Genomic DNA, 21291 nt, shown 5'->3' with positions numbered 1-21291 from the left:
CCATGGCAAACGTTATCCCCTTCGATATCGACAGCATCGAACCGGAAGTCGGCGCTCCCGCCGCCGAACGCATTATCTCCGGCGATCCGCAATTCCGCACCTGGAACCTGGAGGAGGCCGAGGGCGGCCTTTATGCCGGCATCTGGGAGGCGACGCCAGGCAAGTGGCGTATCGTCTATGAGGAATGGGAATATTTCAGCATCCTCTCCGGCCATTCCATCGTGACCGAAGACGGCGGCGAGGCCATTCACCTCAAAGCCGGCGACCGCCTCATCCTCAGACCGGGCTTCAACGGAACCTGGGAAGTGATTGAAACGACTCGCAAGGATTATGTGATCCGCCTCTGACGTCGCGGATCAGCCTTTGTTTTCGCCAGCCCGGAAGCGGCTGGCGAAATCCTTCGAGGCAATCAGGTTCAGCGTGTCGCGCAGGGCCTTTGCCTGTTCTTGGCCCAAGAGATGCTCGAAGCGTTGATGCGCTTCCCGCCAGAGTCGGGTCGCTTCCTGCCATTTGTCGATGCCGGCTTCCGTCAGCCTGGTGCGCTTGACGCGGCGGTCCTTCTCGTCGGGCACGAGTTCCACCAGCCCGTCCCGGATCAGCGGCTTGAGCGTGTGGCCGAGCGCTGAAAGATCCATCACCATGTTTTCGGCCAGAACCTTCAGCGATGAGCCGGAATTCATATGGATCTGCGTCATCAGCGTATATTGCGTGCCTCTGAGGCCGCTCGCATCGATGACGTCATCATAGAGCTGGCCGAGCTGGCGAGTCGCTCTCTTCAGCGCGCTGTTGCTGCAGATCTGCCAGCCCTCGAAGAGCTTCGCCCGTTCATTCATCATCATTCTCCTGCGGCGGATGTCTCTAGCATATTGATGACGCGCCAAACGCCGCTACGTTTATTTTTCGTCGCGCCCCTTGCGTAAATTCGGGTTCGCTCCTCATATGGTGGCATATACCTCTAATTTCCAATCACGAAAGGATGGAACCATGTCTGCCTCCACTCTCGGAACTGCTCTCGTCACCGGCGCCTCTTCGGGCATCGGCGCAACCTATGCCGACCGGCTTGCCAAGCGCGGCTACGATCTTCTGCTCGTCGCCCGTGACGCCAGTCGCCTGAATGCGCTCTCGGAAAAGCTCTCGGCAGAGCAGGGCATCAAGGTGGACGTGCTGCCCGCTGACCTCACCAAGCGCGAGGACGTGCGCAAGGTCGAGCAGCGCCTGCGCGACGACAAGGCCATCACGCTCCTCGTCAACAATGCCGGCATCGGCCCGAAGGGCACGCTGCTCGAAGATGACATCGACTATCTCGAAACCATGATCGAACTGAACGTCGTCGCAGCAAACCGGCTTGCCGTTGCCGCCGCCCAGACTTTCGCCGAACGCGGCAAGGGCGCAGTCATCAACATCGCCTCCGTCGTCGCCTTCATCCCCGAGCGTTTCAACGGCACTTACAGCGCCACCAAGGCTTTCGTGTTGAACCTCACCCATGCGCTGAATGCCGAAGCCGGTCCGAAGGGCGTCAAGATCCAGGCTGTGTTGCCGGGCCTGACCCGCACCGAGATCTTCGAGCGTGTCGGCGGTTCCTTCGACAGCTTCCCACCATCCATGGTGATGGACGTGGCCGACATGGTGGATGCCGCTCTCGCGGGTTTCGATCAGGGCGAGGTGATCACCATCCCTTCGCTGCCTGATATCACCGATTTTGACGCCTATACGGCCGCTCGTCATGGGCTTGGCCCGAACCTTTCTCTCGACAGGCCTGCCGCGCGCTACGGGATTTCCAAGGTCTGATTGCGACATTTTCGAACTGGGCTGCGGCAATCGACCGCAGCCCTGCGGCAATAGGGCCGCACCTCCTTCGCTAGGGCTTTGTTGATGCGCGATTTATTAGGAAAGTCAGTGGCTTCAGTGGCTTATGCACAGCTTTGCATTTCATGTCACCCGTCACAAACTGTCATCAAACTGTAATAATAGACGCCTAGCCGCCTTCCCGTGACGAGGAAATTCAGCGCCCCTGACAGTGGACACCCCCTCCATGGCGCCGAGCCTCGTCGTCCTCTAGTTCCATCAGGGAAGAGTCGCAAATGCTCACCAAGAAACTCCTTTCGGCCTGCCTCGGCGCCGGCCTGGTTGCCGCTCTGGCAGTCTCGGCTTCCGCTGCCGACATTACCGGCGCTGGCTCCACCTTCGTCTACCCGGTTCTTTCGAAGTGGTCGGCAGACTACAACAAGGAAACCGGCGACAAGCTGAATTACCAGTCGATCGGTTCGGGCGGTGGTATCGCCCAGATCAAGGCTGCAACGGTTGACTTCGGCGCTTCTGACGCCCCGCTCAAGCCGGAAGATCTGACGGCTGGCGGCTTTGGCCAGTTTCCGCTCGTTGTCGGCGGCATCGTTCCCGTCATCAACGTCAAGGGCATCAAATCAGGCGAACTGAAGCTCTCGGGCAAGGTTCTCGCCGACATCTACCTCGGCAACGTCACCAAGTGGAACGACAAGGCCATCGCCGATCTGAACCCGGGCCTGAAGCTGCCCGACAGCCAGATCGCCGTCGTTCACCGTTCGGACGGTTCGGGCACCTCTTTCAACTGGACGAACTTCTTCTCCAAGGTAAACCCGGACTGGAAGTCGAAGGTCGGTGAAGGCACTGCCGTCAATTGGCCGGTCGGCATCGGCGGCAAAGGCAACGAAGGCGTTGCTGCTTACGTCACCCGCGTCAAGGACTCGATCGGCTACGTCGAATACGCCTACGCCCTGCAGAACAAGCTGCCCTACGTTCTCATCCAGAACGCTTCCGGCCAGTATCCGAAGCCGAATGCTGAAAGCTTCTCGGCTGCCGCTGCAAGCGCAGAATGGGGCAAGGCTCAGGACTTCTACCTGATCATGACCAACGCTCCGGGCGAAAAGGCCTGGCCGATCACGGCGACCACCTGGGCAATCATGTACAAGGAGCCAAAGGACGCTGCTCGCTCCAAGGCTGCTTTTGCCTTCTTCAAGTGGGCTCTCGAAAAGGGCCAGAAGGAAGCTTCCTCGCTCGACTACGTTCCGCTTCCGGACACGCTCGTGAAGCAGATCGAAGGTTACTGGACGGCCTCCTTCAAGGGCTGATCCTGACGAAACTGCAGTCGGGGCGGAAAGCCAAGCTTTCCGCCCCTGATACCTTTGATACCCCCTCAAAGCAGCAGAGCGTACGGATATGAGCGAAGCATTGGCATCGCTGCCCGCCGACACCGCGGGCGTGAAGCGCCGCGACGGCGCCGCAGGCGATCGTATTTTTTACTGGATAGTTTTGGGCTGTGGCCTGTTCGTTCTCGCCGCCCTGCTGGCCGCGGCGATCTCCATGGCCCTGAGCGGGCTTCTCGCGTTCCGGACCTTCGGCTTCGGCTTCCTGACCGGCACGGAATGGGATCCGGTTGCCGAGAAATTCGCAGGCCTTGTGCCGATCTACGGTACGCTGGTCACCTCGGCGCTCGCCATGATCATCGGCGTTCCCGTCAGCCTCGGTATTGCGGTTTTCATCACCGAAGTTGCGCCGCGCTCCATTCGCGGGCCGATCGGCGGCGCAGTCGAGCTTCTCGCCGGCATCCCCTCGATCATTTACGGCATGTGGGGTCTCTTTACGTTTGCTCCCTTCATGTCGGATTACATCCAGCCGGTTCTGATCGACTGGCTCGGCCCGATCCCGGTGATCGGCGCGCTGTTCTCGGGCGCTCCGCTCGGCATCGGCATGCTGACGTCAGGCATCGTGCTGGCGATCATGATCATCCCTTTCATCTCCTCGGTCATGCGCGACGTCTTCTTGGTCGTCCCTGCGCAGCTCAAGGAATCGGCCTATGCGCTGGGTTCGACCAAGTGGGAAGTGGTGCGTGACATCGTCATCCCGCACACGCGCACTGCTGTCGTCGGCGGCATCTTCCTGGGTCTCGGCCGTGCGCTCGGTGAGACCATGGCGGTGACATTCGTCCTCGGCAACACCCACAATATCGCGGTGTCGCTGATGGAGCCCGGCACTTCGATCGCGGCGACCCTCGCCAACGAGTTTGCCGAGGCTTCGGACGACCTCTACAGGTCGTCGCTCGCAGCCCTCGGCCTCATCCTCTTCGTCGTCACCTTCATCGTTCTGGCCGCCGCCAAGCTCATGCTCGCGCGCATGGCAAAGCAGAGGGGAGAGTAATCGTGGCTACCTATTCGGGTTCCCTCTACCGCCGTCGCCAGATCGGCAGCACGATCGCGCTGACGCTTTGCGGCCTCGCGACCATGCTCGGCCTGTTCTTCCTGGTGTGGATCCTCTGGACGACGCTGATCCACGGCTTGTCCGCGCTCAGCCCCAGCCTTCTTACGGAAATGACGCCGCCGCCCGGCGAAGACGGAGGCGGTCTCGCCAATGCCTTCATGGGCAGCCTGCTGATGGTCGTTCTGGCCGTTATCATCGGCACGCCGATCGGCGTGCTGGCCGGCACCTACCTGTCGGAATTCGCGCGCGGCAAGAAACTCGGCGAGGCCATCCGATTCGTCAACGACATCCTGCTCTCGGCGCCGTCAATCATCATCGGTCTGTTCGTCTATGAAGTGGTCGTCCGCCCGACGTCACGCTTCTCGGGTTTCGCAGGCGGCATCGCGCTCGCCTTCATCTTCCTGCCGGTCGTGGTTCGCACGACCGACGAGATGCTGCGGCTGGTTCCCGATGTCATGCGTGAGGCAGCCCTTTCGCTCGGCATCCCGCGCTGGAAGGTCACGGTCAATGTCCTCTATCGCGCCGCCTCCACGGGCATCCTCACCGGTATCCTGCTCGCCATCGCCCGCATTTCGGGCGAAACCGCGCCGCTCCTCTTCACCGCTCTGAACAACCAGTATTGGAGCTTGAACATGTCCCAGCCGATGGCGAACATTCCGGTCGTCATCTTCCAGTTCGCCATGAGCCCCTATGAGCAATGGCAGAATCTTGCATGGGCCGGTGCCTTCGTGATGACGGCCTTCGTTCTAATCCTGAGCGTCGTATCGCGCTCCGTCCTGAACCGAAAAGGTGGGAAATGATGCTTCAGTCCCCAGACACTTTCGACACCACCAGCACGTCGCGAAAGCCGATGGCCAAAGACAAGATCTCCCTCGAGAAAGTCAATTTCTATTATGGCGATTCTCATGCGATCAAGGATGTGAGCCTGAGCTTCCCGGAACGTCAGGTCTCCGCCCTGATCGGTCCCTCCGGCTGCGGCAAGTCCACGCTGCTGCGCATCCTGAACCGCATCTACATGCTGTATCCGAAGATGCGCGCCAGCGGCTCGATCAAGCTTGACGGGAAGAACATTCTCGACCCGAGCTTCTCGATGAACGAGCTGCGCGCCCGAGTCGGCATGGTGTTCCAAAAGCCGGTGCCGTTCCCGATGTCGATCTATGACAACATTGCCTACGGCATTCGCCACCATGAGCGCCTCAACAAGGCCGACATGGATGTCCGCGTCGAGCAGGCGCTCCGGCAGGCTGCCCTCTGGGATGAGGTCAAGGACAAGCTGAAGGGCAGCGGCCTTGGCCTTTCCGGCGGCCAGCAGCAGCGTCTCTGCATCGCCCGCGGCGTGGCGCTGCGCCCGGAAGTCCTGCTTCTCGATGAGCCGACCTCGGCCCTTGACCCGATCTCGACCGCCAAGGTCGAAGAACTGATCTCGCAGTTGAAGGGCGAGTTCACGATCGTCATCGTCACCCACAACATGCAGCAGGCAAGCCGCATCTCCGACAACACCGCCTTCATGTATCTCGGTGAGCTGATCGAATACGGCCCGACCGCGCAGATCTTCCAGTCGCCGAAGGTCAAGCGCACGGAAGACTACATCACCGGCCGTTACGGCTGATACGACATTCTTTTGCTGAAAAGGACGGCCGGCGTGCGATGAGCATGCCGGCCGTTTTCGGTTCCGGATTTCGGAAAGATGGCTTAGCAGACGAGATCCAGGCGATCGAGGCCGTGGAAGTGGTAGACGTCCTTGACGACGGGCGTCTTCGCAAGCTTGAGCCCCGGCAGGCGTCTGAAAAGGATCGGAAGCACGACATTGAGCTCCAGCCGCGCCAGCGGTGCGCCGATGCAGAAATGGATGCCGGCGCCGAAGGAGAGATTGGGCGCCTCGTTGCGGTCGGGCTTGAAGGTGAGGGGATCGGAAAACTTCGCCGGATCGAGATTGGCGGCGGCGAGGAGCATGCTGACCTTGTCGCCGCGCTTGAACTCTACGCCGTCGATCTCGGCGGGCTCGAGCGCCCAGCGCTGGAAGATGTGGACGGGCGCGCAGATGCGCAGCGTCTCCTCGACCGTCCGCTCGGTGGCGGTCTCGTCGCGGAAGAGATCGGCGGGATCGTAGCCGCTATCCAGAATGATGCGCACCGAATTGCCGATCTGGTGGACCGTCGCCTCATGGCCGGCATTGAGCAGCACGATGGTCGTCGAAACGAGCTCATCTTCCGTCAGGTACTGGCCCTTGTGTTCGGTATGGATCATGTGCGTCAGCAGGTCGTCACGCGGCTCTGCCCGGCGCTCGGTAATGACTGTTTTCACGTAATCGGAAAATTCCCTGGCAGCCTGCTCGGCGGCATCCTCGTCCGCACGGGTGCGGCCGAACATATACATGCGCACATAGGCATGCGACCATTTCAGCAGCTGCGGCCCCATCTCCTCGGGAATGCCGATCATGCGGGCGATCATCGTCACCGGGATGACATCGGCAAAGGCCGAAAGAAGCTCGACTTCGCCCTTGTCGGCAAAGCCGTCGATCAGTCTATTTGCGAGCTCTTCCAGCTCCGGCTTCATCTTCTCGACATGGCGAGACACGAAGGCGCGGTTGACGAGGGTACGCAGCCGCGTGTGTTCCGGCGGCTCCAACTCCAGCAGCGAATAGCGTTCGGCGAGATCGAAGGCGGCGATATGCGGCTCCGGTTCGGGCAGGCCAAGCTCCTCGCGGCTGGCAATATGCAGGATCTGCCGGCCGAAGCGGCGGTCGCGCAGCAGTCCGTTCACATGATCATAGCCGGTGACGAACCACTGCTTCTGCTGTTCCCAATAGAAGGTGGGACAATGGGCATGAAGCGCGGCATAGACCGCGTTCGGATCGCCGTAGAAGGCCGGGTCGCTGCCATCGAGCGACACGCGGCGGGTTGCTGGATCGATCTTGAGGAAGGGCGGTATCATCATGGGCAGAGGCTTAGCGGATTTGCCAAGCCTCGAAAAGATGGTCGCTTGAAGCAGTTCGAGCAAAACTGTGCAGCGGTTTTGCGTCCGGAATTGCGTAAAAACAAAAGGCTAGAGCTTTTCCGTTGCTTGAAGAAGCGGAAATGCTCTAGCCGGCGCGAGAGAGCACACCCATGCGGCGCAGTGCTTCCACCTGATCGTCGACGGTCGGCACGAGTTCGCCTGCATTGGTGTTCGGTTCGCCAGGCGCTGGTGCTGCAGCCTCCTCCTCGCCGAAGACGACCGTGCAGTTGCGGCCGGCAGCCTTCGCCGAATAGAGCGCCCGGTCGGCGGCCGACACCAGCCGGTCGATATTGGCCTCGATCGCCGAGGATAGTGCGATGCCGACGCTGACGGTGGCGGGAACCAGTGCCTCGCCTGTGTTGACCGGCAGGCGGCAGAATTCGGCGCGGATCGATTCCGCCAGCGCTTCTGCTTCGGTCTGGTCTCGGACGGTGACGAAGGCTGCGAATTCCTCGCCGCCCATGCGGCCGAAGATATTGTTCGGGATATATTGGCGGGCGAGGCGGGCAAAGGCGGTCAGGACCGCATCGCCAGACTGATGGCCGAAGCGGTCGTTGACGCGCTTGAAATGGTCGAGGTCGAAGAGGATGACGCCGACCTGATGCTGATCGTCATGCGCTTTCTCTTGGATCTTGCCGAAATAGCCGAGCAGGCCGCGGCGGTTCAGCACGCCCGTCAGCGAATCCGTGAGCGTCAGGAGGCGCAGATGGCGTTCCGATCGCTCCATGATGAGGCGGCAGGTGAGCGCGAAGGCGATGGTGAGCAGGAAGGCGCTGGCCATGGCGGCCGCTCCGCTGAAATTCGTCGCTTCCCCATCCGAAGGCAGAATAAGCGCCATTGCCAGCGCCACGCCGAAGCAGAGGAAGGCCTGCAGCACGAAGATCGCCATCAGCTTGATGCGGGTACGCTCGCGATGGATGTCGCCGGCGGCGACCGCCATGGCAAGCGCAGTGGCGCCAGTCGCAGAGGAGAGATTGTAGAGAATGACGCGGTTGGAATAATCCTCGTTGATCCATGGAAGGAAAACGCCCGCAAGCCAGATTGCCGGCGGCAGCAGCGCCCACCATTCCATCTTCTTGCGGTCGAGCGCCAGGAAGCCGGCGACCCAGGCGCTCTGGCCGAGCAGGGCAATGGCATTGCCGATTTCGATGGAAAGCAGGTCGGGGATTCCGCCGCGGGCCGCAACGAGCGCAAAGCCGATGCCACTGAACAGGAAGCCGAGCGCCCAATAAAGGTAGGCGCCGCTCTTCTGGTTGTGGCGCCAGGCCACGCACAGAACCAGAGCGAGCGTAAGGGCTTCGGAGCACCAGATGGACAGACCTGTAGTGACATTGAACACGGCATCAACCCCTTGAGTGTTGGCCGCATCCTTGCCGAAGAAGCTCGCTGTTTGATTAATGGCACAAATCTGGGACCGGCAATTTCGGCGATATCTGCCGATAAGCTTTCCGCCCGGTAAATACCCGTGAGATCCGTCGAGCCCGGTAAGCCTTCCTTCATCTTGTCACAGAGAAAAACTGTGAGAGGCAAAGGTAAGGCCTCGCCGTTAACAGGCGTTTGGGAGAAACGGAATAGTGAAATGCCAAAGTCATATGCCGCGCACCCTTCTTAACGTTATCCTTATGCGTGTCTTGAAGAGGGGGGCGGGGACACTCTATGTAGGGACAAGGCATTTTTCTTTGATTCCCGGCTTTCGCCGGAAAGACGTTAAAAGGACGCACATGAGAAACCCAGTCGATACCGCTATGGCACTCGTGCCGATGGTTGTGGAACAGACCAATCGCGGTGAACGCTCCTACGACATCTATTCCCGCCTGCTCAAGGAACGCATCATCTTCCTGACAGGCCCTGTCGAGGATCATATGGCGACGCTCGTCTGCGCCCAGCTTCTCTTCCTCGAGGCGGAAAACCCGAAGAAGGAAATCGCGCTCTATATCAATTCGCCGGGCGGCGTCGTCACTGCCGGCATGGCGATCTACGACACCATGCAGTTCATCAAGCCGGCTGTCTCGACGCTTTGCATCGGCCAGGCCGCTTCCATGGGCTCGCTGCTCCTGGCTGCCGGTCACAAGGACATGCGTTTCGCCACGCCGAATTCCCGCATCATGGTTCATCAGCCCTCGGGCGGTTTCCAGGGCCAGGCTTCGGACATCGAACGCCATGCCCGCGACATCATCAAGATGAAGCGCCGCCTCAACGAGGTCTACGTGAAGCACACGGGCCGTACCCTCGAAGAAGTTGAAAAGACCCTCGACCGTGACCATTTCATGGATGCGGACGAGGCCCAGACCTGGGGCGTCATCGACAAGGTTCTGACATCGCGCGTCGAAATGGAAGGCGAGCAGGCCTAGTAATTAATAGGGATGGTGTTTTCGCCGCCACAGTTCTATCCCATTTGTGATTGAACAAGGGGTTTCATCTGGCGGCGGAGACGCTAATAGTAACTATTAATGCTATGTTGAATTTTTATGACATAGCATTCGGCATTCGAAGGGGAATTCGTTGCCGCCGGTACCCGGACATGATTGATTGGGCCCGGTTCGTACCCCCTGAAGCCCTTGTCGGCAGGAACTCCGGGTAGGGAGTGCTGCCAGGGAGCTGATTGAGTGGACCGCGATTTCGCGTTCGAAATGCGGCGTGCTGGAAGGAAAGTGATATGAGCAAGGTCAGCGGCAGCAACGGCGGCGACAGTAAGAACACCCTCTATTGTTCTTTCTGCGGAAAGAGCCAGCATGAAGTCCGGAAGCTTATTGCCGGACCGACCGTGTTCATCTGCGATGAATGCGTCGAATTGTGCATGGACATCATCCGTGAGGAGAACAAGTCCTCGATGGTCAAGTCCCGTGACGGCGTTCCCACGCCCCAGGACATCATCAAGGTTCTCGACGAATATGTCATCGGCCAGCGTCAGGCGAAGAAGATCCTGTCGGTCGCCGTTCACAATCACTACAAGCGTCTCGCGCACGCCTCCAAGAACGGCGATGTCGAACTGGCGAAGTCGAACATCATGCTGGTTGGCCCGACCGGCTGCGGCAAGACCTATCTCGCCCAGACGCTCGCCCGCATCATCGACGTTCCCTTCACGATGGCCGACGCGACCACGCTGACGGAAGCCGGCTATGTCGGCGAAGACGTCGAAAACATCATTCTGAAGCTTCTTCAGGCTGCGGATTACAATGTCGAGCGCGCCCAGCGCGGCATCGTCTACATCGACGAAGTCGACAAGATCTCCCGGAAGTCCGACAACCCGTCCATAACCCGCGACGTGTCGGGTGAGGGCGTGCAGCAGGCGCTTCTGAAGATCATGGAAGGCACGGTTGCTTCCGTACCGCCGCAGGGCGGCCGCAAGCATCCGCAGCAGGAATTCCTGCAGGTCGACACGACGAACATCCTGTTCATCTGCGGCGGCGCCTTCGCTGGTCTCGACAAGATCATTTCGGCCCGTGGCGAGAAGACCTCGATCGGCTTCGGCGCGAGTGTCAAGGCGCAGGACGACCGCCGCGTCGGCGAAGTGCTGCGCGAACTGGAGCCGGAAGATCTGGTCAAGTTCGGCCTCATCCCGGAATTCATCGGCCGTCTGCCGGTCCTGGCAACGCTGGAAGACCTCGATGAGGATGCGCTGATCCAGATCCTGTCCGAGCCGAAAAACGCGCTCATCAAGCAGTATCAACGCTTGTTCGAGATGGAAGACGTAGAGCTGAGCTTCCACGAGGATGCACTGCGCGAAATCGCCCGCAAGGCGATTGTCCGCAAGACCGGCGCCCGCGGCCTGCGTTCGATCATGGAAAAGATCCTGCTCGACACGATGTTCGAATTGCCGGCTCTGGAAGGTGTGCGCGAAGTCGTCATCTCCGAAGAGGTCGCACGCGGCTCGGCTCGTCCGCTCTATATCTACGCCGACCGCCAGGACGAGAAGGCAAACGTTTCGGCCTGAAGCTCGAATTGAGAACCGTTATTTTAAGGGGCTTGCCTTGTGCAGGCCCCTTTCTATTTGAAAACAGGTGCCGCGCCCTGATAATAGTTGCGGGCAAGGTTGAAAACAGCCGTTGCCGATGTTGCGCAAACGATGACCCTTGGCAATGATGCTGTGATTCCGTAGCGTGTTGCTGGCGTTGTTATTTTAGGCGGATCGGAAATGGTAAGCGTCGCTCCAGTCAGGCGCTTCATTGTGGTGGCGTTCCAGTGTAATAAAGCTGTCACAACCGTGGAACGCGGGCGTTAACGTGGCTTGAAAAGCGTAGTCAGAACCTCCACTTGTAACAACAAGTGAGAGTGCCGGCCGGTTCCCAAGCGGCCGCGCCAAAGAGCCCGGTAACGGGACGATGGAAAGGAATAAAAATGACGAAGAAAACGTCTGTAGCGAGCAGCACCGCCTATCCTGTTCTGCCTCTGCGCGACATCGTGGTTTTCCCCCATATGATCGTGCCGCTGTTCGTCGGGCGGGAAAAGTCTATCCGCGCGCTCGAAGAGGTCATGGGTTCCGACAAGCAGATCATGCTGGTCACCCAGATCAACGCCAGCGACGACGATCCGGACCCGTCGGCGATCCACCGCGTTGGTACGGTCGCGAATGTGCTGCAACTCTTGAAGCTGCCTGACGGCACCGTCAAGGTTTTGGTCGAAGGCCGCGCCCGCGCCGAGATCGACAGCTACACAGGCCGCGAAGATTTCTACGAGGCCCTTGGCCATGTGCTCGAAGAGCCGCATGACGATCCGGTCGAGCTGGAAGCGCTCTCCCGCTCCGTCGTGTCGGAATTCGAGAGCTACGTGAAGCTCAACAAGAAGATTTCGCCCGAGGTTGTCGGTGCGGCCAGCCAGATCGACGACTATTCCAAGCTCGCCGATACGGTCGCCTCGCATCTGTCGATCAAGATCACCGAGAAGCAGGAGATGCTGGAAACCACCAGCGTCAAGGGCCGCCTCGAAAAGGCCCTCGGCTTCATGGAAGGCGAGATCTCGGTCCTGCAGGTCGAAAAGCGCATCCGCTCTCGCGTCAAGCGTCAGATGGAGAAGACCCAGCGCGAATACTATCTGAATGAGCAGATGAAGGCGATCCAGAAGGAACTCGGCGATGGCGAGGAAGGCCGCGACGAGATGAGCGAACTGGAAGAGCGCATCGCCAAGACGAAGCTCTCCAAGGAAGCCCGTGAGAAGGCTGACGCTGAACTGAAGAAGCTGCGCCAGATGAGCCCGATGTCGGCTGAAGCCACCGTCGTGCGCAATTATCTGGACTGGCTGCTCGGTATACCCTGGGGCAAGAAGTCGAAAATCAAGTCCGATCTCAATAATGCCGAGAAGATCCTCGAAGCCGATCACTTCGGTCTCGACAAGGTCAAGGAGCGCATCGTCGAGTATCTGGCGGTTCAGGCTCGCGCTACCAAGATCAAGGGCCCGATCCTGTGCCTCGTCGGCCCTCCGGGTGTCGGCAAGACCTCGCTTGCCCAGTCGATCGCCAAGGCGACCGGCCGCGAGTACATTCGCATGGCTCTCGGCGGCGTTCGTGACGAAGCTGAAATCCGCGGTCACCGCCGTACCTATATCGGCTCGATGCCCGGCAAGGTCATCCAGTCGATGAAGAAGGCGAAGAAGTCGAACCCACTCTTCCTTCTGGATGAGATCGACAAGCTTGGCCAGGACTATCGCGGCGATCCGTCTTCCGCTCTGCTCGAGGTGCTGGACCCGGCTCAGAACTCGACCTTCATGGACCACTACCTGGAAGTCGAATACGACCTGTCTGACGTGATGTTCATCACCACGGCGAATACGCTGAACATTCCGGCTCCGCTGATGGACCGCATGGAAGTCATCCGTATCGCCGGCTACACCGAAGACGAAAAGCGCGAGATCGCCAAGCGACATCTGCTGCCGAAGGCCATCAAGGAACATGCGCTGCAGCCGAACGAATTCTCGGTCAGCGACGATGCCCTGATGGCGATCAGCCAGCAGTACACCCGCGAAGCCGGTGTCCGTAACTTCGAACGCGAACTGATGAAGCTCGCCCGCAAGGCGGTCACCGAGATCATCAAGGGCAAGACGAAGGCGGTTCATGTCACGGCGGCGAACATCGACGACTATCTCGGCGTTCCGCGCTTCCGCCACGGCGAAGCCGAACGCGAAGATCAGGTTGGTGTTGTCACGGGTCTTGCCTGGACGGAAGTCGGCGGCGAACTGCTGACGATCGAAGGCGTCATGATGCCCGGCAAGGGCCGCATGACCGTCACCGGCAACCTGAAGGAAGTGATGAAGGAATCGATCTCGGCAGCGGCATCTTATGTCCGCTCGCGCGCCGTCGATTTCGGCATCGAGCCGCCGCGCTTCGACAAGAGCGACATTCACGTGCACGTGCCGGAAGGCGCGACGCCGAAGGATGGTCCGTCGGCCGGTGTCGCCATGGCAACCGCGATCGTCTCGATCATGACTGGCATTCCGGTCAACAAGGATGTGGCAATGACGGGTGAAATCACCCTGCGCGGTCGCATTCTGCCGATCGGCGGCCTGAAGGAAAAGCTGCTCGCTGCGCTTCGCGGCGGCATCAAGAAGGTGCTGATTCCGGAAGAGAATGCCAAGGATCTGGCCGAGATTCCGGACAATGTGAAGAACAACATGGAGATCATTCCGGTCTCCCGCATGGGCGAAGTGATCAAGCATGCGCTGCTGCGTCGTCCCGAGCCGATCGAGTGGGATGGCACGGTGGAAACGCCCGTCATTGCGACGGTCGAAGGGCTTGATGATGCAGGTGCGACCATAGCTCATTGAGCCTTGGCCGCCACATTTATGCCCAATTGTTACAAATCTTGAAAAAGGCCGGCGGTAACGCCGGCCTTTTTTTGTGAAAACGTCATGTAGGCGCTTGCTTTTCCTTGATTTGCAGGGTTTTTGGGTTCCCGGCGGGCCTGATAAAAGCGATTTCTGCGCCTAGCTTACAGATTGAGTTGTTTCAAACCATAGAGAAAGGGGTGGAAACATGAACAAGAATGAACTCGTGTCCGCAGTAGCCGAAAAGGCTGGACTCACGAAGTCTGACGCAGCATCTGCCGTCGACGCAGTTTTTGATGTTGTGCAGGCTGAACTGAAGAACAAGGGCGACATCCGTCTTGCTGGCTTCGGCAGCTTCACGGTTTCTCATCGCGCTGCCACGAAGGGTCGCAACCCGTCGACCGGCGCCGAAGTCGACATCCCGGCACGCAACGTGCCGAAGTTCACGCCCGGCAAGGGCCTGAAGGACGCCGTCAACGGCTGATACGAGATTGTCCGCTGGCCGTAAACGAGAACGGCCGTGCAGGATTTTGAGGGGGTTCGGCATCGCCGGACCCCTTTTTGTTTTCGCCGCTTGCGGCACTCGGTACTTTGTCTTACGACGACAATGTTCTCAGGGCGGGGTGAAAGTCCCCACCGGCGGTAAGGGCTAAGGCCTGAGCCCGCGAGCGCCTTCTCAAGCCTCGGCTTGGAAAGGGTCAGCAGATCCGGTGTGATTCCGGAGCCGACGGTTAAAGTCCGGATGAAAGAGAATGAGCATGGCCGCGCGCGGGCAGGGATCTGCAGGCGTCTGCGTGCCGTCGCCTCATGCGTCCTGATTTATGTTTGGTCTCCTGCATAATTCCCCAAGTCGGAATCGATTTAGGGGCGAAATTATGCAGCAATTCAAAGTTCGACAGCGTCCTTTGCGCGTCTGAAAAGACGCGCGGCGCTGTAGTCCGGATGGAAGACATGAATCAGAATTCCCTTGCAGTCTCGCATTCCCGCGCCGTTGCCGGTGCAGCCTTCATGGTGCTTGGAGGCGTCGTCTTCTCGCTCCTCAATGTCGTCACCCAGTGGCTCACGATGACGCTTGCCTTCCCGGCGACTTCCGCAGCCTTCTGGCAATACGGCTTCGCCTTTCTTTTTTCGTTGCCCTTCCTGCGCAAGGTCGGTCTTTCCGCCATGCGCACGGACTATCCCTGGCGGCATGTCGTGCGCGTCGTCTTTGCCGCGCTCGGCGTCGAGGCCTGGGTTTCCGGCCTTGCCTCGGTGCCGATCTGGCAGGCGATCGCGCTCGTCATGACCTCGCCCTTCTTCATCATTCTCGGCGCGCGCCTGTTCCTCGGCGAACGGGTCGGACCTGCTCGCTGGATGGCGACGGGAACAGGCTTTGTCGGAGCGATGATCATCCTTCAGCCTTGGTCGGACAGCTTCACCTGGGCGGCACTTCTACCTGTTATCTCGGCCCTGCTTTGGGGCGCCTCCTCGCTCATCACCAAGAGCCTGACCGGCATCGAGAAGCCGGAGACGATCACCGTCTGGCTGCTAGTGCTGCTGACGCCGATCAATGGCGGCCTGGCGCTCGCAGCGGGCTTCGCAGTGCCGACGGGCGCAGCGCTTGCGCTTTTCCTTCTGGCAGGCCTCCTGACGGTCGTGGCGCAATATCTGCTGACCCTTGCCTATGCGAGTGCCGACGCCGCCTATGTGCAGCCCTTCGATGACCTGAAGCTGCCGTTGAACGTGCTCGCGGGTTGGCTTTTCTTCGGCTATGCGCCGGCTGGTTATCTGTGGCTCGGGGCAGCGCTCATTCTCGCCGCGTCGCTCTTCATCATGCGCATCGAGATGCTTCGCGAACGGCAGGCGGCCTGACGCGAACTGTACAAATGTCGCAGGCTGTCATGTGTCTGTCATGGCAGTCCCGCAAAAAACCTCTGTTCGATTTTTTCGGCATTGGGGGATTTTCAATGACATCGTCTTCGCGCAAGGCAGCGATTGCTGCCGTGCTTTTCGCGTCCGTTGCCTTCCCGGCAGCGGCTGAGCCGGTTTTCAACCGCATCGCCTCTTTCCCGGTCGCGACCAACCTGCCGGCCGACAAGGACAAGCTTTCGACCACCTCGGCCGAAATCATCACCGCCTCGCAGGATGGCAACACGCTGATCTACAGCGATAGCCCGCTCGGCGCGATCGGCTTCATCGACATCACAGATGCCAAGGCACCCAAGGCCGGCGGCGCGCTGATGATGGACGGCGAGCCGACCTCGGTCACATCAGCAGCCGGCAAGGCGCTCGTCGCAGTCAACACCAGCGAGAGCAAGCAGAAGCCGTCCGGTCGTCTGGCGATCGTCGATATCGCCAGCAAGAAGATCGACGCGACCTGCGATCTCGGCGGTCAGCCTGATTCGATCGCCCTCAACAAGGACAGGACGCTCGGCACCATTGCCATCGAAAATGAGCGCGACGAAGAGGTCAACGACGGCAAGATCCCGCAGATGCCGGCTGGCGACCTCGTCGTCTTCCAGGTCAAGACCGACGGCACCGTCGATTGCGGCACGATCAAGCATGTCGCCCTGACCGGTCTCACAGGCGTTGCCCCGGAAGATCCGGAGCCGGAATTCGTTGCCTTCAACAGCCAGAACGAAATTGCGCTCACGCTGCAGGAAAACAACGAGATCATCATTCTCGACGGCACGACCGGCACGGTGAAGACACACTTCACCGCCGGCAGCACCGATCTTTCGGGCATCGACACCAAGCGTGACGGCGCCTTGAAGTTCACCGGCGAGAAGAAGGGCGTCCTGCGCGAGCCGGACGCCGTGAAGTGGCTGGACGACAACCGTCTCGTCGTCGCCAACGAAGGCGACTATGAAGGCGGCTCGCGCGGCTTCACCATCTTCGACAAGACCGGCAAGGTTCTCTACGAATCGGGTAGCTCTTTCGAGCGCGCCGTAGCGGCCCTCGGCCATTATCCGGAAAGCCGCTCCTCGTCGAAGGGCGTCGAACCGGAGGGTCTCGAAGCCGCCAAGTTCGGCGATGACAATCTGTTCTTCGTGCTCGCCGAGCGCGCTTCCGTCGTCGGCGTCTACAAGGATACGGGTGCTGATCCGGAACTGCTGCAGATTTTGCCGTCAGGCATTTCCCCGGAAGGCGCGATTGCCATTCCGCAGCGTAACCTGTTTGCCACCGCCAACGAACTCGACCTCGGCAAAGATGGGGGCACGCGTTCGCACGTCATGATCTATGAGCGCGGCGAAGGCGAAAAGGCCTATCCGCACATCGTCTCCGCCGAGAAAGACGGCAACCCGATCGGCTTTGCAGCCCTTTCGGGACTCGCCGCCGTCCCGGGCAAGCCGGGCATGCTCTACGCCGTCAGCGACAGCGTCCTGGGCTCGCAGCCGACGATCTACACGATCGATGCCACCAAGAAGCCGGCCGTCATCACCGATGCACTTGTCGTCAAGCGTGACGGTGCTCCGGCTCAGAAGCTCGATATCGAAGGCATCGCTGTTGCTGCCGACGGTTCCTTCTGGCTGGCTTCGGAAGGCTATACCGAGCGTCTCGTGCCGCACGCCCTCTACAACGTGACCGCCAAGGGCGACATCAAGACCGAGATCGCCCTGCCGAAGGAACTGCTCGCCAACGAAATCCGCTATGGCTTCGAAGGTGTAACGATCATCGGCACTGGCGACGATGCAACGCTCTGGATGGCCGTTCAGCGCGAGTGGAACGACGATCAGAAGGGCTTCGTGAAGCTTCTCTCCTATAACCCGAAGAAGAAGGAATGGGGCGGCGTTCGCTACCCGCTCGACAAGAGCGAAGGCGGCTGGGTCGGCCTCTCCGAAATTACCGCCCAGGGCGACAGCGTCTACATCATCGAACGCGACAACCTCGTCGGCGATGCAGCCAAGCTGAAGAAGCTCTACAAGGTCGCAATCTCCGACCTGAAGCCGGGCAAGCTCGGCGGCGAACTGCCTGTCGTCAAGAAAACGGAAGCCCATGACTTCATCGGCGACCTGAAGTCGGCCACCAACGGCTATGTTCTCGACAAGCTGGAAGGCTTCGCCTTCGACGCATCGGGCAAGGCCTTTGCCGTGACCGACAACGACGGCGTCAGCGATTCTTCGGGCGAGACCCTCTTCTTCCCTGTCAACCTGACCGCCACGAACTGAGTTCGCATTTCCACGAGATGGAAAGGCCGGGTTTTCGCCCGGCCTTTTTTCTTTGGTCCAATCGTGTCGGGCGATCTGGCGTGCCTAGGTCATGAATCTGGGAAGGGCAGCCGCCAAGGCGTCGACGGCAAGGCGGACTTTGAGCGGCAAATGCGGTGTCTGTAGCCAAAGGGCATGGCAGTCGTAGAGAAACGCCGGCTGCTCCGACAGCAGCACGTCGAGCGTTCCTGCCTGTACGCGGTCGCGAATCAGCCAATAGGGTAGCCAGGCAAGCCCCATGCCGGCCACCGCCGCGTCGGCAATCGCATCGAGATCATCGAGCCGCAGCCGGCTGTTCGGCCGGATTTCCAGGGGAGGGTGGTCGATGCGCGGAAAGAGCCAGGGGCGAAAGCGAGCCGAGCGCGCGTAAATTATCGCGTCATGCCTGCCGAGATCCTCCAGTTGCTGCGGCCTGCCGTGTACCTCGAGATAGGCCCGCGAGGCGCAGACCACCATGCGCTGACGCGCCAGGCGACGAGCGATGACGTGCGACCGGTCCTCGAGTTCTCCGGTGCGGATCGCGAGATCATAGCCGTCTTCTGCAAGATCGACGATGGGATCGCCGAGCGACAGGTTGAGTTCTAGATTTGGATATCGCCGGGCGAGTTCGAGCAGAACCGGGAGCACGCAGTGCCGGCCGAAATGCGCTGGCATGGCGACACGCAGCTTTCCGCAGGGTTCGGAAAGGTGATCGATTGCGAGTGCGTCTGCCGCCTCCGTCTCGGCAAGGATCATCCGGCAGCGTTCGTAATAGGCACGCCCAAAATCCGTCAGGCTCTGGCGGCGCGTCGTGCGATTGAGCAAGCTGACACCCAGCCGCTCCTCTAGAAACCGAATGTGCTTGCCGACCATCGGCCCGGACAGGCCAAGCGCGGTCGCCGCTGCGGCAAAGGAGCCGAGATCGACGGCCTTCACAAAAACGGTCATGCTGGTGAGGTGATCCATATTACAAACTCATGGTTTCTTCTGTCTTGCTCTTCGGCCAATTTATCTTCAACTGCTCAGTCGTCATAGCTCATTCGTTTCAATCGTTTTGGAGTTGATGGCAAATGGCACGCATAATCCGCTTTCACGAACTCGGCGGTCCCGAGGTTCTTCGCATTGAACATGTTGATGTGACACCACCCGGGCCGGGGCAGGTTCAAATCCGGGTCAAGGCGCTGGGCATCAACAGGGCCGAGGCGCTGCTGCGGTCCGGCGCCTACATCGAGATGGCACCTCTGCCGTCTGGCCTGGGTCTGGAGGCGGCCGGCATCGTCGAAGCGGTAGGCGAGGGCGTGGAGAGTGTTGCGCCGGGTGACGGCGTCAGCATCATTCCGCCGACCTCCATGGTGCGCACGCCCGCTTATGGTGAACTCGTCACATTCAACGCCGAATCCGTCGTCAGGCATCCGCCGTCTCTCTCCTGGGTGACGGCGGCCGCGACCTGGATGCAGTATCTCACCGCCTATGGCGCGCTCATCGATATTGCTCGGCTGCAGAAGGGGGATTTCATTGCGGTTACTGCGGCATCGAGCAGCGTGGGGATTGCCGCGATCCAGATCGCCAACATGGTGGGCGCCACGCCGATCGCGATCACCAGGACCGGGAAAAAACGTCAGTCACTACAGGATGTCGGTGCTGCGCACGTGATTGCATCGCAGGAAGAGGACATTGAGGCAAGACTGAGTGAAATCGCCGGGCCGGAAGGCGTCCGCGTCGTCTTCGATGCCGTGGCAGGCCCGATCTTCGGACCGCTGACGGCAGCAATGTCCTTGGGCGGCATTCTGATCGAATATGGTGGACTGAGCACGGCGCCAACACCTTTTCCGCTGCCCGCCGTACTCGGCAAATTCCTGACGCTGCGGGGCTATCTCGTTCATGAGATCACGCGCGATCCGGCCCGACTGGAAGCGGCAAAGCGCTTCATACTGGAAGGGCTAGAATCCGGGGCTCTCGAACCCGTCATAGCGAGGACATTCCCGTTCGAGCAGATCGTTGAGGCGCATCGCTTCCTGGAATCGAACGAGCAGTTCGGCAAGATTGTCCTGACGGTTTGATCCGGTTCGCGCCGAACGAATATCTCAGGCCCGGCCGATTCAGCCGGTCGGGCCTGAAGAGCAGTCAGTGCCTACCAGCGCTGATGCACATGCGGTGCGATCAGACGCTCGTAGATCTCGCGCGTCGCGGCCATGACATCGGCAGAGAGCGGCGCAAGATCGGCAGCGCCTGCGTTCGCCTTGGCCTGCTCGGCATTGCGTGCACCAGGGATGACGACGGTGACGGCTTCCGCCATCAGGATCCAGCGCAGCGCAAAGGCGGCCATGCTGGCACCTGCCGGCACGAGCTTGCGCACTTCCTCGACTGCCCGCAGGCCGACCTCGAAAGGCACGCCCGAGAAGGTCTCACCGACATCGAAGGCCTCGCCGTTGCGGTTGAAGTTGCGATGGTCATCGCTTGCGAACTTCGTGTCGCGGGTGATCTTGCCGGAGAGCAGGCCGCTTGCAAGCGGCACGCGCGCGATGATCGCCACGTTCTTGCGACGGGCTTCACCGAAGAACAGGTGATCGGGACGCTGGCGGAAGATATTGTAGATGATCTGGATGCTGACGACGCCGGGATATTCGATCGCCTTCAGCGCTTCCTCGACCTTTTCGACACTGACGCCGTAGCCCCGGATCTTGCCGGCCTTCTGCAACTCGTCCAGACCTGCGAAGGCCTCGGGGCGATAGAGCACCTCCGTCGGCGGGCAGTGAAGCTGTACGAGGTCGAGGCTGTCCACCTGCAGGTTTTTCAGGCTGCGATCGATGAAGCCTTCCAGATTGGCTTTGGTGTAGCCCTCAGTGACGTGCGGATTGAGACGGCGGCCGGCTTTGGTCGCGACCATCGGGCGTTCGCCACCGCGCGCCGTCAGCACGTCGGCGATGATCTTTTCGGAGCGGCCGTCGCCGTAGACATCGGCGGTGTCGATAAACGTCATGCCGGCGTCGAGCGCGGCATTCAGAGCGGCGCGGCCGTCCGCTTCGCTGACATCGCCCCAGGAGCCACCGATCTGCCAGGCGCCGAAGCCGACATCAGTGACGGTGAAGGGCAGGCGGCCGAAAGCATGATGTTTCATGGAAATCCTCCGTTCGTGATGAAA

Annotated in this window: 18 protein-coding genes and 1 riboswitch; of the genes, 13 read left to right on the top strand and 5 right to left on the bottom strand. The window is 60.3% G+C overall.

From position 1 onward, the window contains the following. Positions 1–2: 2 nt before the first annotated feature. Positions 3–347 carry a cupin domain-containing protein gene (locus tag AC1D35_RS03550; protein WP_477851797.1) on the top strand — a complete coding sequence of 115 codons (345 nt, stop codon included), beginning with the start codon at positions 3–5 and terminating at the stop codon, positions 345–347. A gap of 9 nt (positions 348–356) precedes the next feature. Here the strand turns inward: AC1D35_RS03550 and AC1D35_RS03545 are convergent, their stop codons facing one another. Next, positions 357–833, bottom strand: a complete 477-nt coding sequence (locus tag AC1D35_RS03545; RefSeq protein ID WP_477938222.1) for a MarR family winged helix-turn-helix transcriptional regulator — start codon at positions 831–833, stop codon at positions 357–359. Between the two features lie 151 nt (positions 834–984). On the opposite strand from AC1D35_RS03545, the gene AC1D35_RS03540 reads away from it, so the two are divergent. From AC1D35_RS03540 to pstB, 5 genes are all read left to right on the top strand, one after another. Next, positions 985–1788 carry an SDR family NAD(P)-dependent oxidoreductase gene (locus AC1D35_RS03540; protein WP_477851795.1) on the top strand — a complete coding sequence of 268 codons (804 nt, stop codon included), beginning with the start codon at positions 985–987 and terminating at the stop codon, positions 1786–1788. A gap of 293 nt (positions 1789–2081) precedes the next feature. Beyond that, on the top strand, positions 2082–3104 hold the full coding sequence (gene pstS, locus AC1D35_RS03535; RefSeq protein ID WP_113301219.1) for a phosphate ABC transporter substrate-binding protein PstS: 1023 nt from the start codon (positions 2082–2084) through the stop codon (positions 3102–3104). Positions 3105–3192: 88 nt separating this feature from the next. Beyond that, positions 3193–4170: a phosphate ABC transporter permease subunit PstC gene (pstC, locus tag AC1D35_RS03530; RefSeq protein WP_113308473.1), complete on the top strand. Its 978-nt coding sequence runs from the start codon at positions 3193–3195 to the stop codon at positions 4168–4170. 2 nt (positions 4171–4172) lie between these two features. Next, positions 4173–5030 (top strand): phosphate ABC transporter permease PstA, encoded by an 858-nt coding sequence (pstA, locus tag AC1D35_RS03525; RefSeq protein WP_477851793.1) that lies wholly within the window; start codon positions 4173–4175, stop codon positions 5028–5030. Positions 5031–5080: 50 nt separating this feature from the next. Then, positions 5081–5839, top strand: a complete 759-nt coding sequence (gene pstB, locus AC1D35_RS03520) for a phosphate ABC transporter ATP-binding protein PstB (protein ID WP_477851857.1) — start codon at positions 5081–5083, stop codon at positions 5837–5839. Positions 5840–5922: 83 nt separating this feature from the next. On the opposite strand, the gene AC1D35_RS03515 is transcribed toward pstB, so the two are convergent. Then, a complete protein-coding gene (locus AC1D35_RS03515) occupies positions 5923–7167 on the bottom strand; it encodes a cytochrome P450 (RefSeq protein WP_477851791.1) in 1245 nt (414 codons plus the stop codon). Positions 7168–7312: 145 nt separating this feature from the next. Continuing rightward, the gene (locus AC1D35_RS03510) at positions 7313–8566 is read right to left on the bottom strand and encodes a GGDEF domain-containing protein (RefSeq protein ID WP_113301222.1); all 1254 of its coding nucleotides are present in this window, start codon (positions 8564–8566) and stop codon (positions 7313–7315) included. A gap of 382 nt (positions 8567–8948) precedes the next feature. On the opposite strand from AC1D35_RS03510, the gene clpP reads away from it, so the two are divergent. The 6 genes from clpP to AC1D35_RS03480 all read left to right on the top strand — a co-directional run bounded on the left by clpP (position 8949) and on the right by AC1D35_RS03480 (position 18131). Then, complete coding sequence (gene clpP, locus AC1D35_RS03505) at positions 8949–9578, top strand: ATP-dependent Clp endopeptidase proteolytic subunit ClpP (protein ID WP_113301223.1); 630 nt, start codon at positions 8949–8951, stop codon at positions 9576–9578. A gap of 305 nt (positions 9579–9883) precedes the next feature. Next, positions 9884–11161 (top strand): ATP-dependent Clp protease ATP-binding subunit ClpX, encoded by a 1278-nt coding sequence (clpX, locus tag AC1D35_RS03500; protein WP_113301224.1) that lies wholly within the window; start codon positions 9884–9886, stop codon positions 11159–11161. Positions 11162–11565: 404 nt separating this feature from the next. Beyond that, on the top strand, positions 11566–13983 hold the full coding sequence (gene lon / locus AC1D35_RS03495; protein ID WP_113311785.1) for an endopeptidase La: 2418 nt from the start codon (positions 11566–11568) through the stop codon (positions 13981–13983). A 208-nt stretch (positions 13984–14191) separates the two neighbouring features. After that, positions 14192–14467 carry a DNA-binding protein HupB gene (gene hupB / locus AC1D35_RS03490; RefSeq protein WP_003558438.1) on the top strand — a complete coding sequence of 92 codons (276 nt, stop codon included), beginning with the start codon at positions 14192–14194 and terminating at the stop codon, positions 14465–14467. Positions 14468–14588: 121 nt separating this feature from the next. Continuing rightward, positions 14589–14741, top strand: a riboswitch (FMN riboswitch). 184 nt (positions 14742–14925) lie between these two features. Beyond that, positions 14926–15834 (top strand): DMT family transporter, encoded by a 909-nt coding sequence (locus AC1D35_RS03485; protein ID WP_477938221.1) that lies wholly within the window; start codon positions 14926–14928, stop codon positions 15832–15834. Between the two features lie 95 nt (positions 15835–15929). Then, positions 15930–18131 carry an esterase-like activity of phytase family protein gene (locus tag AC1D35_RS03480; protein ID WP_113301285.1) on the top strand — a complete coding sequence of 734 codons (2202 nt, stop codon included), beginning with the start codon at positions 15930–15932 and terminating at the stop codon, positions 18129–18131. An 84-nt stretch (positions 18132–18215) separates the two neighbouring features. On the opposite strand, the gene AC1D35_RS03475 is transcribed toward AC1D35_RS03480, so the two are convergent. Beyond that, positions 18216–19115, bottom strand: coding sequence for a LysR family transcriptional regulator (locus AC1D35_RS03475; RefSeq protein ID WP_113311784.1), 900 nt, complete (start codon positions 19113–19115; stop codon positions 18216–18218). A 104-nt stretch (positions 19116–19219) separates the two neighbouring features. Here AC1D35_RS03475 and AC1D35_RS03470 point away from each other — a divergent pair, with 104 nt between their 5' ends. After that, on the top strand, positions 19220–20209 hold the full coding sequence (locus AC1D35_RS03470) for a zinc-dependent alcohol dehydrogenase family protein (RefSeq protein WP_113311783.1): 990 nt from the start codon (positions 19220–19222) through the stop codon (positions 20207–20209). Between the two features lie 71 nt (positions 20210–20280). On the opposite strand, the gene AC1D35_RS03465 is transcribed toward AC1D35_RS03470, so the two are convergent. Beyond that, complete coding sequence (locus AC1D35_RS03465; protein ID WP_477851787.1) at positions 20281–21267, bottom strand: aldo/keto reductase; 987 nt, start codon at positions 21265–21267, stop codon at positions 20281–20283. Positions 21268–21291 lie beyond the last annotated feature (24 nt).

It is taken from the genome of Rhizobium sp. P1_E6, from assembly GCF_056405875.1.
Note: the sequence above shows the minus strand (reverse complement) of the source record. Positions and strands in the feature narration are given on the sequence as shown.